The organism is Kribbella sp. NPDC055071, from assembly GCF_053608045.1.
This window is the reverse complement of sequence record NZ_JBSGUS010000009.1, coordinates 1-13,536: the sequence shown is the minus strand read 5'-3', so window position 1 is coordinate 13,536 and position 13,536 is coordinate 1. Positions and strand designations below refer to the sequence as shown.

Annotated in this window: 17 protein-coding genes; 10 read left to right on the top strand and 7 right to left on the bottom strand. The window is 68.4% G+C overall.

What is annotated here, in order from left to right:
• Positions 1 to 29: 29 nt before the first annotated feature.
• Positions 30 to 815 (bottom strand): hypothetical protein, encoded by a 786-nt coding sequence (locus ACWF4Z_RS16495; protein WP_452243890.1) that lies wholly within the window; start codon positions 813 to 815, stop codon positions 30 to 32.
• A 245-nt stretch (positions 816 to 1,060) separates the two neighbouring features.
• Positions 1,061 to 1,603, bottom strand: coding sequence for a TetR/AcrR family transcriptional regulator (locus ACWF4Z_RS16490; RefSeq protein ID WP_452243889.1), 543 nt, complete (start codon positions 1,601 to 1,603; stop codon positions 1,061 to 1,063).
• An 84-nt stretch (positions 1,604 to 1,687) separates the two neighbouring features.
• Between ACWF4Z_RS16490 and ACWF4Z_RS16485 the strand changes: the two genes are divergently transcribed.
• The 3 genes from ACWF4Z_RS16485 to ACWF4Z_RS16475 all read left to right on the top strand — a co-directional run bounded on the left by ACWF4Z_RS16485 (position 1,688) and on the right by ACWF4Z_RS16475 (position 3,549).
• On the top strand, positions 1,688 to 1,999 hold the full coding sequence (locus tag ACWF4Z_RS16485; RefSeq protein ID WP_452243888.1) for a hypothetical protein: 312 nt from the start codon (positions 1,688 to 1,690) through the stop codon (positions 1,997 to 1,999).
• 17 nt (positions 2,000 to 2,016) lie between these two features.
• Complete coding sequence (locus ACWF4Z_RS16480; protein ID WP_452243887.1) at positions 2,017 to 3,192, top strand: acetoin utilization protein AcuC; 1,176 nt, start codon at positions 2,017 to 2,019, stop codon at positions 3,190 to 3,192.
• A 141-nt stretch (positions 3,193 to 3,333) separates the two neighbouring features.
• On the top strand, positions 3,334 to 3,549 hold the full coding sequence (locus ACWF4Z_RS16475; protein WP_012923942.1) for a helix-turn-helix domain-containing protein: 216 nt from the start codon (positions 3,334 to 3,336) through the stop codon (positions 3,547 to 3,549).
• Positions 3,550 to 3,605: 56 nt separating this feature from the next.
• Here the strand turns inward: ACWF4Z_RS16475 and ACWF4Z_RS16470 are convergent, their stop codons facing one another.
• Positions 3,606 to 4,103: a MarR family winged helix-turn-helix transcriptional regulator gene (locus ACWF4Z_RS16470; protein ID WP_452243886.1), complete on the bottom strand. Its 498-nt coding sequence runs from the start codon at positions 4,101 to 4,103 to the stop codon at positions 3,606 to 3,608.
• 92 nt (positions 4,104 to 4,195) lie between these two features.
• Between ACWF4Z_RS16470 and ACWF4Z_RS16465 the strand changes: the two genes are divergently transcribed.
• A complete protein-coding gene (locus ACWF4Z_RS16465; RefSeq protein ID WP_452243885.1) occupies positions 4,196 to 5,446 on the top strand; it encodes an amidohydrolase family protein in 1,251 nt (416 codons plus the stop codon).
• Here ACWF4Z_RS16465 and ACWF4Z_RS16460 read toward each other — a convergent pair.
• Entirely contained in the window at positions 5,436 to 6,299 is an 864-nt protein-coding gene (locus ACWF4Z_RS16460) for an alpha/beta fold hydrolase (RefSeq protein ID WP_452243884.1), read from the bottom strand. The genes ACWF4Z_RS16465 and ACWF4Z_RS16460 overlap by 11 nt on opposite strands.
• Positions 6,300 to 6,353: 54 nt before the next feature.
• Here ACWF4Z_RS16460 and ACWF4Z_RS16455 point away from each other — a divergent pair, with 54 nt between their 5' ends.
• Positions 6,354 to 8,117, top strand: a complete 1,764-nt coding sequence (locus ACWF4Z_RS16455; protein WP_452243883.1) for an AfsR/SARP family transcriptional regulator — start codon at positions 6,354 to 6,356, stop codon at positions 8,115 to 8,117.
• An 18-nt stretch (positions 8,118 to 8,135) separates the two neighbouring features.
• Here the strand turns inward: ACWF4Z_RS16455 and ACWF4Z_RS16450 are convergent, their stop codons facing one another.
• On the bottom strand, positions 8,136 to 8,351 hold the full coding sequence (locus tag ACWF4Z_RS16450; RefSeq protein WP_452243882.1) for a hypothetical protein: 216 nt from the start codon (positions 8,349 to 8,351) through the stop codon (positions 8,136 to 8,138).
• A gap of 100 nt (positions 8,352 to 8,451) precedes the next feature.
• On the opposite strand from ACWF4Z_RS16450, the gene ACWF4Z_RS16445 reads away from it, so the two are divergent.
• The gene (locus tag ACWF4Z_RS16445) at positions 8,452 to 8,622 is read left to right on the top strand and encodes a hypothetical protein (RefSeq protein WP_452243881.1); all 171 of its coding nucleotides are present in this window, start codon (positions 8,452 to 8,454) and stop codon (positions 8,620 to 8,622) included.
• Between the two features lie 12 nt (positions 8,623 to 8,634).
• Here the strand turns inward: ACWF4Z_RS16445 and ACWF4Z_RS16440 are convergent, their stop codons facing one another.
• The gene (locus ACWF4Z_RS16440; protein WP_452243880.1) at positions 8,635 to 9,117 is read right to left on the bottom strand and encodes a GNAT family N-acetyltransferase; all 483 of its coding nucleotides are present in this window, start codon (positions 9,115 to 9,117) and stop codon (positions 8,635 to 8,637) included.
• Between the two features lie 48 nt (positions 9,118 to 9,165).
• Positions 9,166 to 9,858, bottom strand: coding sequence for a class I SAM-dependent methyltransferase (locus ACWF4Z_RS16435; protein ID WP_452243879.1), 693 nt, complete (start codon positions 9,856 to 9,858; stop codon positions 9,166 to 9,168).
• A gap of 110 nt (positions 9,859 to 9,968) precedes the next feature.
• Between ACWF4Z_RS16435 and ACWF4Z_RS16430 the strand changes: the two genes are divergently transcribed.
• The 4 genes from ACWF4Z_RS16430 to ACWF4Z_RS16415 all read left to right on the top strand — a co-directional run bounded on the left by ACWF4Z_RS16430 (position 9,969) and on the right by ACWF4Z_RS16415 (position 12,607).
• Positions 9,969 to 10,070: a 30S ribosomal protein bS22 gene (locus ACWF4Z_RS16430; RefSeq protein ID WP_008356322.1), complete on the top strand. Its 102-nt coding sequence runs from the start codon at positions 9,969 to 9,971 to the stop codon at positions 10,068 to 10,070.
• A gap of 99 nt (positions 10,071 to 10,169) precedes the next feature.
• Positions 10,170 to 11,177 (top strand): NAD-dependent epimerase/dehydratase family protein, encoded by a 1,008-nt coding sequence (locus ACWF4Z_RS16425; RefSeq protein ID WP_452243878.1) that lies wholly within the window; start codon positions 10,170 to 10,172, stop codon positions 11,175 to 11,177.
• Positions 11,170 to 11,358, top strand: a complete 189-nt coding sequence (locus ACWF4Z_RS16420; protein WP_452243877.1) for a hypothetical protein — start codon at positions 11,170 to 11,172, stop codon at positions 11,356 to 11,358. The genes ACWF4Z_RS16425 and ACWF4Z_RS16420 overlap by 8 nt, the downstream gene beginning before the upstream one ends.
• On the top strand, positions 11,351 to 12,607 hold the full coding sequence (locus tag ACWF4Z_RS16415; protein ID WP_452243876.1) for a lysophospholipid acyltransferase family protein: 1,257 nt from the start codon (positions 11,351 to 11,353) through the stop codon (positions 12,605 to 12,607). The genes ACWF4Z_RS16420 and ACWF4Z_RS16415 overlap by 8 nt, the downstream gene beginning before the upstream one ends.
• Positions 12,608 to 13,536: the final 929 nt, after the last annotated feature.

Sequence of the window (13,536 nt, the reverse complement as noted above, 5' to 3'; positions counted from 1 at the left end):
GTTCGGGTTCACGTGGTCAGGATAGCTCATCATCGCTTCGTGAGCGCCTGGACGATCAGCTCGTTGCGGGCGTTCTGACCGACCGGGATCGAGGCGTGGACGCCGTCCCGCAGGCACGTCGACAAGCGGTACGGCTTGAGCCACAGCCACTCGGCCCAGCGGATGATCTTCAGATTCGGGTACCGCTCCTGCGCCTGGTACAGCTGCATGTTGAGCCAGGCGCTGTTGCGCTGGTCTGCGAGCTGCACGGACACCGGCAGCTTGATCCGTGAGACGGCCAGATCGACCCAGAACAGCGTGTGCGCCGTACCGACGATGCTCATCGCCCGGTCGACCTGCTCCGCGAACTTCGGCGGCGCGAAGATGTCGTTGGACCCGCACGCCATCAGGATCCGGCGTGGCAGACCGTACGTCGATGCCCACCGCTCCAACGCGTCCACCGCGCCGTACGTGGGCCGGATGCCCCAGTTGTGCACCGCCATCTCGCTGCGGTCGCGGCCACGCAGCCGGACGGCCAGCGCTCGCCAGTCCTGGATCGCGAGGCTGTCGCCGAACATGAACACACCGTCGGAGGCGACCACGCGCTGGACCACGTCCGGTGTGGAGATCGACTTCGTCCCCTTGGCCCACGAACCCTGCGTGCCGGAGCCGAACGCGCCGCCGGTCGTGCTCGGAGCCGGAGCAGCCAGAGTCGGAGAGACGTCCAGCGCTGACACGTCGAGCGTCGAGGCGGTACCGCCGGCGACCGCTGCCACGGCGCCTGCCGTGAAGATGTGTCGTCGCTTGAGCCTCAACGAGTTCCAGGACTTCCTCACGGATAGGAACTGTGCTGGCTCTTGCCGTCTTTTCGCAAGTCGAGTGACGTCCTCGCGGCAAGATACAGGACTAGTCCGCCGTGCGTAACCCTCCGCAACCAAATTGCGGCCTACCTTGGAGTTTTCTGAGAATTGTGTAACGCCCTGCAGTTCCCGGGCGATGAACCAACTGTCTGACGAGCGCCTGCGGGATCGGGACGGCGCGGCTCTGGAGGGGTGCCGCGCCGACCCGTGCGACTGCCCTCTTACCCGGTCGTCAACGCGGTGATCAAGGGTCCGGCCACGGCGAGAACCTCATCCGCCTCGGCGTCGAGGCCGTCCAGCCGGACCAGATGCCGGCCGATGACGAGGCCGAGGGTCAACGCTCCGATCACCCCGGACCGCAGGACGGCGTCGTCGCCGGGCAACTGCGCCGCGACCTGGCGCTGCTGTGCGGTGATCGCGGATCGCACCTCCTCGGCCGCCTCGGGGTGACTGAACATCGCCCGCAACGCCGCAAGTGCAGCGGCCGGTTCTTCCGTGAGCTTCTGCCCGAGCGCCGCGATCAACTGCTCGGCGATCTGATCCGGTGAGCCCTCGATCGGCCCGTCCGGAGGGATCGCTGCCGCCTGCGCGAACAGCTTCTCCTTCGACCCGAAGTACCGCATGACCAGACCGGCATCGCTGCCGGCGGCCGCGGCGACGGCGCGGATCGTGGTCCGGTCGTACCCGTGCTCGCCGAACAACCTCCGAGCGGCCGTCAGGATCCGGGCCTCGGTCTGCTGCCGCTGCTCAACTCTCGTCGTCACCCCGTTGAGTCTACGCATGTTGACTCAACGGCGTGATAGGCCTACGGTTTCAGTCAACGTGTGTAGACCGAAATGAGGAGAGAAATGATCACGGTGATCGTGCTGACCTTCTTGGCCGGCCTGATGGGGACGAACGGCATCCCGCACTTCGTCCAGGGCATCACCGCCCGCGAGTACCCGAACGTGACCGGCAATTCGCCGACCAACAACGTGATCGGCGGTCTCGCGGCGTTCGGGATCGCCGGTGTGTTGGTCGCGGTGGCGAAGGTGGACGACCATCCGCACGCCGCCCTGATCGCCGCTGCAGTGGGCGCCGTGGTGATGTCGGTCTTCCATGCGCGGCGCGGTGCGTACCTCATGAGCAGGCTCTTCGGCAGGCCACTTCCGGTGGGCTGAACGCTAAGGTCGATCCCATGAGTGGTGAGGCGATGTTGGTGTTCGACGAGGGACTGACGGCGTACGACTTCGGTCGTGGGCATCCGATGAGTCCGATCCGAGTGCAGCTGACCATCCGGTTGGCGACGGCACTCGGCGTACTCGATGAGCTCAAGGTCGTGCCGGCGCCGACGGCCGACGACGCGCTGCTCGAGACCGTCCACACCGCCGAGTACGTCGCCGCGGTGAAGCGAGCCAGTGCTGATCCGGAGATCTCGGATCTGGCACACGGGCTGGGCGATCACGACACCTACAACTTCCCGAACATGCACGAGGTCTCCGCGCACATCGTCGGCGCGAGCGTCGAGGCGGCCCGAGCGGTCTGGGAAGGCGACGTACTGCACGCCGCCAACATCGCCGGCGGCCTGCATCACGCGATGCCCAACCGGGCCAGCGGGTTCTGCGTCTACAACGACCCGGCCATCGCGATCCAGTGGTTGCTCGACCACGGTGCCGAGCGGGTCGCGTACGTCGATGTCGACGTGCATCACGGGGACGGCGTACAGACCGCGTTCTACAACGATCCGCGGGTGCTGACCGTCAGCCTGCACGAGTCACCGACCACGCTCTTCCCCGGCACCGGGGCAGCGGGGGAGACGGGCGGTCCGGGCGCGGAGGGTACGGCGGTCAACGTTGCGCTCCCGCCCGGGACGGACGACGCGGGGTGGCTGCGGGCGTTCCATGCGGTCGTTCCAGAGGTGGTGAAGGCGTTCCGGCCGTCGGTGCTGGTGACGCAACACGGGTGCGATTCGCATGCCGAGGATCCCCTGGCCCACTTGGCGAAGACGGTTGACGGGCAGCGCGCGGCGTACCTGGCCCTGCACGACCTCGCCCACGAGGTCGCCGGCGGGAAATGGATCGCGACCGGCGGTGGTGGGTACGCGATCATCGACGTCGTACCGCGCGCCTGGACACACCTGCTCGCGATCGTGGCCGGCAATCCGATCGATCCGGCGACACCGGTGCCGGAGGTGTGGCGCGAAGAGGTGCAGCGCCGCTTCGGGCGGGTCGCGCCGATGCGGATGACCGACGGCCGGGATGCGTCGTACGTCGACTGGTCGACCGGTTACAACCCGGACACCTGGTTGGACCGCGCGATCAAGGCGACACGCGACCACAGCTTCCCTTTGTTAGGTCTTGACTCGACCTATTGAGTCCCCGTTGGGTCCCCTTTGAGTCACAGAAGTCCCCCTCTTTCCCATTCGCACCAATAGCCACTACGCTCGGTTCATGCACGGGCGGAGGTGCCGGAGGGGAAGCCGGCGCACGATCCGTGCTGGAAGTGCGGTGCGCAAATGGCATCAAAGAAGTCCGGTGGTGAGCAGCCGCTCGCCGAGGTGAAGTTCCTGACCGTGGCGGAGGTCGCCACGGCCATGCGCGTGTCCAAGATGACTGTGTACCGGCTGGTGCACTCCGGTGAGCTGCCCGCGGTGCGGGTGGGTCGTTCGTTCCGGGTGTCGGAGGACGCCGTGCACGACTACCTCAAGGGCGCCTTCTTCCAGGCCGGATAACCACGAGAAGCCGAAGCGGCCGATCCCCAGTCCGGGGCCGGCCGCTTCGTCGTACGTCAAGCTTTGGTGTGTGCGGCTCTGAAGAGTGCTCGGAGTGCGGTGGCGGCTTCGTCGACGGTCTCCGCGGGAAGATGCGTCCAGAGCGTGTCGTGAGCGGCTGAGCTGCTCTTCACGGCCTGTTCGGCCAGCGTCACACCCTCCGGCGTCAGCCGGATCTGCGTGCCGCGGCCGTCGTCGGGGTCTGGTTCGCGGACGACGAGGCCGCGCCGGACCAACTGGTTGGTGACGTTGCTCGTCCCACCCGACGACAGCAGCAGGCACTTGCTCAGGTCCGAAGGCTTCTGCCGGTACGGCGCTCCCGACCGCCGAAGCGCGACAATCACGTCGAACTCCGCCGAGGTGAGCCCGAGCTCCCGCAGTACGCCGCGAGTCGACTCGTTCAGCTCACCGGCCAGCACCATGATCCGCTTGGCCAGCTCCGTCGTCGGATGCAGCACCTCCGGCAGTTCGTCCCGCCAGGCCGCCATCATCTGGTCCACCGGGTCGTCCGTCATACCCTGACCCTCCCACCTCACCTGCTTGCCACTGGCAGTCTAGCTGCCTTTGGTGATAGCTTTCAGTAAAGCTTTCTAGTGAGGGGATTCTCATGCGGACTGTGCTGCGTGGTGGTGTGGTGATCGACACCGCACCGGAGGTGGTGGCCCGGCGGGCGACCGACGTACTGATCGAGGACGGCCGGATCGCCGCGGTCGGGACCGACCTGATCGCGGATCTCGAGGCGTCGGACGTCGAGGTGATCGACGCGAGCGAGCGCATCGTGCTGCCCGGATTCGTCGACACCCATCGGCATCTGTGGCAGAGCGCGCTGCGCGCGATCGCGGTCGACGCGGACCTCGGTGTGTACTTCGAGCGGGTGCTGGGGACGTACGGTTCGCGCTACCGCCCGGAGGATGTTGCTGCTGGCAACCTTGCTGGCGCGCTCGAGTGCCTCGATGCCGGAATCACCACAGTGCAGGACTATTCGCACGTCCAGTCGTCTCCGGAGCACGCCGACGCGGCACTTGATTCCTTGGAGCGCAGTGGGATCCGAGCGGTCTTCGGCTTCGGACCGTCTCCAGTGACCGGACGCGCGGTCGACGCGGACGGGATGCGACGGATCATGCCTCGCGCTACCGGGCGGATCAGCCTCGCGGTCGCGGCGATCGGCCCGTCGTTCGCGCCGCTCGAGGTCGCCAAGGCCGACTGGGAGTTGGCGGATTCGCTCGGCCTGCCGGTTGTGGTCCACATCAGCAGCAGCTCGGATACGCCGGACCCGATCACCCGGTTGCGGGACGCCGGCCTGGCCCGGCCGGACACGCTCTATGTGCACGGCAACAACCTGCCGGACTCCGAGCTGAAGGTGATCGCGGAGACGGGCGCGGCAGTCTCGATCACACCGGCGATCGAAGCCCGGATGGCGATGGGGGATCCGGTCGGCGGCCGGTTGCGTGCGGCCGGTGTGAGGTTCAGCCTGGGCATCGACGCGGTGGCGACCTCGGGTGGCGACATGTTCCGGCAGCTGCACGAACTGCTTGCCCTGGGCCACGAAACCTTCACCGCCGCCGAGATCCTGCAGCTCGCAACCCTTGGTGGGGCTCGCGCCCTGGGCCTGTCCGAGGTGGGATCACTTGCCGTCGGCAATCAGGCCGACGTGATCCTGTTACGTCGTACCGACCTCAATCTGGCCGGTGGCCTGCTCGATCCGGTCGCCGCCGTCGTTACGTCGGCGCACCCGGGCAACGTGGACACCGTGCTCGTTGGAGGTACGGCGGTCAAGCGCGACGGCAAGCTGATCAGCACGTCCGTACCCGCCGCGCTCGAGGCCCTCGCCGAGTCGACCGCCTACCTCACCGCTTGAGCAGATCCCTGATGGCCGAGGTGATCTCGCGGGGGGACTCCTCGGCCATGAAGTGACCGGCGCTCGTCGTCTGGTGCTGCAGATCGGGAGCCCACGCCCGCCAGCGCGCCGCGGCGTCGAAGCCGAGGGCGGCACCCCAGTCCTGCTGGATGACCGTCACCGGCATCCGCAGTTTGTTGCCCTCGGCAAGATCAGCCTGGTCGTGGCTGACGTCGATGGTTGCCGAGGCGCGGTAGTCGGCGACGATCGATGGCACCGCGGCCCGGCTCGCATCGAGGTAGTGCGCCCGCACGTCCGCCGGGATCGCGGCCGGGTCCTTCGTCCAGATGTCGAGGAAATGGGCGAAGAAGGTGTCGGCGGCGGCCGAGATCAGCTCCTCGGCGAGGCCGGGCGGCTGTGCCATCAGATAGAGATGGAAGCCGACTGCGGCTGTGGTCCCGTGCATGACGTCCCACATGTCCAGCGTTGGCAGGACATCCAGGCACATGAGCTGCGTGACGACGCGGGGGTGGTCCAAGCCGGCGCGGAAGGCAACCAGAGCGCCTCGGTCGTGACCAGCGAGCGCGAACGTCGGGAAGCCGAGCTTCGCCGCGATGGCGACGATGTCCGCGGCCATGACTCGTTTGGAGTAGTTCTCGCCGGTTGGCTTGTCGCTGGCGCCGTACCCCCGCAGGTCCGGGCAGATGACCGTGTGGTCCGTGGCCAGGTCGGCCGCGACGTGGCGCCACATCAGGTGGGTCTGGGGGAAGCCGTGCAGTAGGACGATGGCCGGACCCGAACCGCCGACGGCAACGGTGAGTTCGACGTCGTCGGCGCCGGGGACGCGGAGGTAGTCGAAGGTGTCGATCTTCATGTCTGCCACGATCGCCGGTCCGGATGAGCAGCGGATGAGCGTTACCGTGGCCGGGTGGAATTCGGGGTGCTGGGGCCGGTCGTGGCCTGGGACGACGCCGGGCAGCCGGTTGCGTTGAAGGGGCCACGGCACCGGGCGGTGCTGGCGCGGCTGATCGTTGCGCGGGGTCGCGTCGTACCGGCGACCGTGCTGGTCGACGACCTGTGGGCTGATCCGCCCGAGGGCGCGTTGAGCGCCGTACGGACGTTTGTCGCGGCTCTGCGCCGAGCGTTGGAGCCGGACCGAGCGCCACGCGCGCCGGCGACGCTGCTGGTGACCGACGGGCCTGGGTATGCGCTGCGCTCGGAGGCGGTCGACGCCTTGCGATTCGAGGCGGCGCTGCAGTCGAGCCGCCTGCCGGAGTTGCTTGCTGGGTTGGCTTTGTGGCGAGGGCCGGCGTACGCCGAGTTTGCCGAGGAGGGCTGGGCGCAGGCCGGGCGGACCCGGCTGACCGAGCTGCGGTTGCATGGCATCGAGCGGGTAGCGGAGGTGCGGCTTGAGCTTGGTCAGGCGGCCGAGGCGGTGCCCGAGCTCGACGCGCACGTGACCGAGCATCCCTGGCGCGAGGACGCCTGGCGGTTGTTGGCCCTTGCGTTGTACCGCAGCGATCGCCAGGGCGACGCCCTCGCCGTGCTCCGCCGAGCCCGCACGACTCTTACCGGTGAGCTTGCGCTGGACCCCAGCAAGGCTCTCGCCGAGCTCGAGACCGACATCCTCAACCACGCCGAGCATCTGACCGGCAACGTCTGGGCGGATACCGCTGCGGCCTACAACCGCGTCGTCGGCGGTACCCGGGCCCGACTCGAATCAACTGTCGGCCTGTTGCGCAGCCTGGCGGTCACCGGGGGCGGCGGGCTCGAGACGGCACGCCGGCATCGGCTCGCGGCGATCGCCGCCGCTGACAACCCTGACGTGGCGGCCCGGATCATCGGGGCGTACGACGTACCCGCGATCTGGACCCGCTCCGACGACGAGGTGCAGGCGGCGGCCATCGTTGCCGCCGCCGAGCGGGTGCTGCCGACGCAAGATCACCCCAGCGTCCGTGCTCGCCTGCTCGCCACCATCGCAGTGGAATCGCGCGGCTCCCGCTCGAACCGGCCACGTGAGGCGGCTGCCGAGGCCGAACAGCTCGCCCGCGGCCTGGATGATCCTGTGTTGCTCGCATTCGCTCTCAACGGCGTCTTCATGCAGACCTGCTATCGCGCCGGCCAGTCCATCGAACGCGACGCGATCGGCGCCGAGCTCGTCTCTCTCTCACAACGCCACGACCTGTTCACGTACGAGGTGCTCGGCCACCTCATCCGGCTCCAGTCCGCCTGCGCCGTGGCTGACTACACCGCCGCCGACGCGCACGCCGCGGCCGCCGACGCCCTCGCGGCCCGCCACGAACTGCCACTCGTCGCGGTCTTCACCCGCTGGTACGCCGCTCTCCGCGCCGATACTCCAGAGTCGTACCGCTCGGCCGCGACCTTGCTCGACGCGGCTGGCATGCCCGGCCTGAGCGCGGGCCTGCTCCCGCTCGCGCTTGCTACCCACGCCCTACGCCACGACGAACCGATCCCCGACGCCGACTACGGCCCGCACACCCCCTGGGTGCGCCTCGCATCCCACGTACCCGATCCGCCGCCCGGCTTGCTCCTGGAGGTCCACTGGATACTCGTAGCCAAGCAGGCGCGCGACGAACAGCTGCTGGCCCGAGCCCTGACGGCACTAGCCCCAGCAGTCGGCCAACAAGCCGCCGGCAGCGCCCTCCTCACCCTCGGCCCAATCCTCGCGTAGCCCTTCCAGGTGGGTCTGTCAGAGGTCGTCGGGGGAGCCTGTCTCGGACTTCCGGTCGGCGGCGGCGCGTTGCTCGTAGTGGGAGTGGTGAGAGGTCGGCCGGTAGGCCTCCTCGTAGGCGGCGAGTGCGCCGGCGACACCGGATCCGCGACCGCGACGCTTTGCCCACGAGGCGAACCACGTCAGCGCCGCGAGCACGACGACGACTCCTGCGAGGAACGCGACGTACGCCATGCGCCCAAGGTACCTGGACTCCCAGCAGGCTCCCAGATTCCGTTCAGGGCGGTCTCAGCCCGCTCCGCCAGGATGAGAACACCAACCCGAGGAGGCCATCATGCCGATCACCATCGTCAAGACCGTTGCCGTAGGCACCATTGCGACGCTGGGCCTGGCAGCCGTCGCATTCACCCCCGCGGCCTATGCGAGCGGAGCCAAGACAACGACCCCGCACTTGGCCGTACTGACCGACCGGATCGTGCAGGTGCCGGTGCGCAAGGCGGCCTAGTGCCCCGCGACACTAGAGCGCGAGGCTCCAGTCGTTGCAGCGCATCCAGTGCCCCTTCGGATACTCGAAGTCGCGCGGACCGACGAGCGTGAAGCCGGCCTTCCGGCACAACGCGTTGGAGGCCGCGTTCTCGATGCCGGGATACGCGTGCAGGGTCGAGTGGTTGCCGGCCGCGGCGGCGACCTTCGCGACCTCGTGCACCGCAGCGGTCGCGAGTCCGCGGCCCTGGAACTCCGGCAGCACGGACCATCCGGTCTCCCAGACGGTCCCGCTGTCCTCCTCGTGCTCCCAGTAGCCGATCAGCCCGGCGCGCTCGCCGTCGTCGGTGACGATCGCGAACATCTGGCCGACGAAGTCGTTCTCCGTGTACTTCCGCTGCCGGTCCAGCAACTTCTCCGCAGACTCCGGTCCGCCGAGGTGGACCTTCATCTCCGGCGCGTTGCACCGCTCCAGCAACCACAGGTCGTCCGCACGCCACGCATCCAGCAAGGCCATGCCGCGAGTACATCAGACCGCGCCGACAGTTTCCCTTGGTCGACTTTCCTACGCCCGTCCGGGGGTTTGGTCGGCGCGGTGGGCGCGGACGGCCAGCGAGTGCGGGACTCCCGTGTCGCCCGGCTCCACGAAGCGGTCGATCCGGAGTCCGGTGCTGAGGATCGCGTTCAGGTAGTCGGCCAACGGCAGGTGGTTCATGCCGACGCGCCGCCGGATCCCCTCGTCAGCCCACCACTCCGACGCCTCGTGCCACCCGGGCTGACGATAACTGGGGTGGATGAGCTTGCTGCCGTCGTCCTCCCAGACGACGTGCGGACCGTTGAAACAGGGATGTACGCCGTACGCGACCAGCACCCCGCCGGGCCTGAGGATCCGCGTCGCCTCGCGCAGCACCTTGCCGAAGTCCTCGACGTCGGTTGAGATCCACATCACCATCACGGTGTCGAACGACGCGTCCGCGAATGGCAGTACGCCCGCGTCCGCGACCATCAGCGGCCCGTCGGTCCGCGTCCGGGCCAACCGGAGTTGGTCGGCGGACAGGTCCACACCGACCACACTGCGACCACTCGCGCGGATCGTCTCGAAGTTGCGGCCGGTGCCACAGCCGATGTCCAGGCAGGGACCCGATCCAGGCCCGAGAAGCTCCAGCAAACCGGGCTGATGCGGCTCCGCTCCGACCACGAATCGTTCGTCGTACCAGTCCGCGTGACCGTCGTACCGAGCCTTGGTTTCAGTCGCCATCGGCGCCTCCCCAGGTAGGTCCACAGTTTACCGAAGATGCCGCTTTAGGTCAGGCGAGTGACCTACGGGTAGGCTTGGCCGACGTTCTCTTTGAGTTTGGATGGTCAACTGTGGGTTCGGTTATCAAGAAGCGCCGTAAGCGGATGGCGAAGAAGAAGCACCGCAAGCTGCTGAAGAAGACGCGGGTGCAGCGCCGCAAGCTCGGCAAGTAAGCCCAAGAAACACCAAGTAGTGCCCGCCGCACCGGTTGTGTTCGACCACAGCTGTCGGTGCGGTGTGTGTTGGGGTTGCTGTCTGGCTGGGGGTCTCTCGTGGCACAGGTGGTAATGGTGACCGGCGTCTCTCGTGACGCCGGTGCTCGCTGTGCGCGGAGGCTGGCCGACGACCCGTCGATCGGCACCGTGCTCGGCATCGATGTGGTGCCGCCACGTGCCGAGCTGGGTCGGGTCCGGTTCGTCCGGGCCGACATTCGCAACCCCGTGATCGCGAAGGTGATCGCCGCCGAGGACGTCGACACCGTCGTCCACACCGGCGTCGTGGCCACTCCGGGCAGCGCCGGCGGCCGGTCGTCGATGAAGGAGATCAACGTCATCGGCACCATGCAGCTGCTCGCCGCCTGTCAAAAGGCACCCGGTGTGGCCAAGCTGGTGGTGAAGTCGTCGACCACGGTGTACGGCGCGGGTCCACGCGACCCGGCCCTGTTCACCGAGGAGATGGCGCCGCGGGCGATTCACCAGACCGGGTTGAGCAAGGACGCCGTCGAGGTCGAGGGGTACGTGCGCGGGTTCGCCCGGCGCCGCCCCGATGTCTGCGTGAGCACGCTCCGGATGGCGAACTGGATCGGTCCCAAGACCGACTCCCCGATGACGCGATACCTGGCGATGCCCGTCGTACCAACTGTCTTCGGGTTCGACGCCCGCCTGCAGTTCCTGCACGAGGACGACGGCGTCGCGGCGATTCACCACGCGACGGTCAACGACTTGCCCGGGACGTTCAATCTCGCCGGTGACGGTGTGCTGTCGCTGTCCCAGGCGATCCGCCGGCTCGGCCGGCCGACGTTGCGGCTGCCGTCGTTCACGGCTGCGAGCACGGCGGCCGTCGTACGGCGTGCGCGGTTGGCGGACTTCTCGCCGGACCAGATCACGTTCCTGACCTATGGCCGAGTGGTGGACACGACGCGGATGCGAGCGGAGTTCGGCTTCGAGCCCGAGTACACGACGGCTGCGGCGTTCGACGCCTTCCGGACGTCGCTCGGGCCGGGCGCGATGACGCGCATGTCCGGATTGCTGACGGCCGGCCTGGGAGCATTCCGTGGCTGACGCGGACGTGATCCCGATCGGCTCCGGCGGCCGCCCGGGCCGGGGGAGTCGCCGTACGACGCCCTCCGCGGTGTTCGGCGCGCTGCGGGCGCCGCTCGAGCTGCGTGCGTCGGGCGGGTCGCGCGCGATGACGCGGATGTCTGGGTGGTTGACGGCCGGCTTGGGAGCGTTGCGTGGCTGACGCCGATGTGATCCCGATCGGTTCCGGCGGGCGCCCGGGCCGGGGCAGTGGCCGCCGTACGACGCCCTCCGCTGCAGCTCGGGCTCTGGCAGGACCCGGTGCTGGGCGGGCGAAGAAGTCGGGACGGAAGCCTGGCGGGCAAGGGCGAGCCGCCGATGATCCGACTGTGGATACGCCACGGATCGTCGCGGACGACGAGACCTCACCGGCTCAGGTCGCGGCCGCCGGCGGGCGGTCGGATGACGGCAGCCCTGGTCCCAGCGGCCGGTTGGGTGACGGAGGACAGGGTCTCGGCGGGCGACTGGGCGACGGCCAACCCGGCGGGCGTGGGGTTGGTGGGGTTGACCTCGCTGGGTTTGATTTCGCCGGGTTGGACTTTGCTGGGCTCGAGCGGGTTGTGCGGCAGTTGTTCGGGGAGGACGGCGAGCGGCGGGTCGCGGAGTGGCTTGCGTTCCTGCGGCGGCGGATGACGGGCGACTACGAGCTCGACGAGTTCGGGTACGACTCCGAGTTGACCGATCAGGTGCTGCTGCCGCTCCTGCGTCCGATGGTGGAGAAGTGGTTCCGGGTCGAGGTGCGAGGCATCGAGAACATCCCGGCCGACGGCAGCGCGCTGATCGTCGCGAACCACTCTGGCACGATGCCGCTCGACGGACTCGTCACCCAGGTCATCGTCGCGGATCACGCGAACCGGCCGCTGCGCACGCTCGCGGCGGACCTGGTGTTCCAGACGCCGTTCGTCGGTGAGCTGGCGCGTAAGGGGGGCGGCACCCTGGCGAGCAACGACGACGCCGAACGCCTACTGCGCCAGGGCAACCTGGTCGGTGTCTGGCCGGAGGGTTTCAAGGGCCTCGGCAAGCCGTTCTCCGAGCGGTACAAGCTCCAGCGCTTCGGCCGAGGCGGATTCGTGAGTGCCGCGATGCGAACCGGCGTGCCGATCGTCCCGTGCTCGATCGTCGGCGCGGAGGAGATCTACCCGCTGGTCGGCAACATCGCCTCCCTGGCAAGGCTGGTAGGCGTCCCGTACATCCCCGTCACCCCGTTCTTCCCCCTCCTAGGCCCGCTCGGCTTGATCCCACTCCCGTCCAAGTGGCTGATCGAATTCGGCGAGCCCATCCGCACCGACGAGTTCCCCGACGGCGCCGCCGACGACCCCATGCTCGTCTTCAACGTCACCGACCAGGTCCGAGAAACCATCCAGCAAACCCTCTACACCCTCCTCATGCAACGCCGCAGCGTCTTCTTCTGACGCTCCGCCGCCGGCGTCCTCGCCAGGCCCTCGCCAGGCCCTCGCCCGGACACCTCCCGGAGACCGCCGACAGCAAACAGCATGTCCGCGTCCCGCCACTCCGTCCGCGCCTCGCGAATCACCCCGCTCCGACCCCCACATCCCAGCACCCGGACAACCCCCAACCACATCACGAGACCCACCCCGCCCCCCCGCCCCCGCACCCCGCCCCCCGGGCAGCCAGGTCGAGGGATATCCCACGAGATGGCTGGTTGTCCCATGAAATCCCAGCGGGAGAACGGTCAATCTCGTGGGATGACCCATGAGATTGACGCCACCCCGGGACAGCCGGCTGGCATCTCAGTGTCAGTGTCAGTGGGGGTGTCAGTGGGGGTGTCAGTGGGGGTGCGCGTGATGTGAGCTCACGCAGCGGCCGATTCAAGGTGCGGCCGACCTCCAGGCCATCACAATCGTCCGACCAACCAGGTCACAGGCGTAGCGGCTGGGTCCCGCGACGATTGTGATGGCCTGGAGCACCGCGAGGCGGACCCCAGCCACCCACCAACCACGAACCCCGACCCCACCGGGCAAGGTCGTAAGCGTGAACGGGCGCTCACCGTCTGCTTGGTGAGTGCTGCCGGTCCGCCCACCCGCCATCCGGCGCCCGGCCGCACAGCCAACCCACGGAAACGAGCCGGACAGCCCTCGAGTTGTCAGCGGACAGCCCACCCAACGCCCCAGCTTTCCCACCCACCACCAAAGGCCTCACCACATTCCGCCCCGTGGTCGCACCCCCGTGCGACCACTCGGGTGAGCGGCTCCGGAATAGCTGCCGATTTCCCTGGTCGGGGTGGCGTGGGTCAAGGGTCGAAGATCGCGCAGCGACGCCGAAGGCGCCCTTGAGGCACGCCGCGCCGACTGGCAGGATCACGCAGCCCGGAGACCGCGAC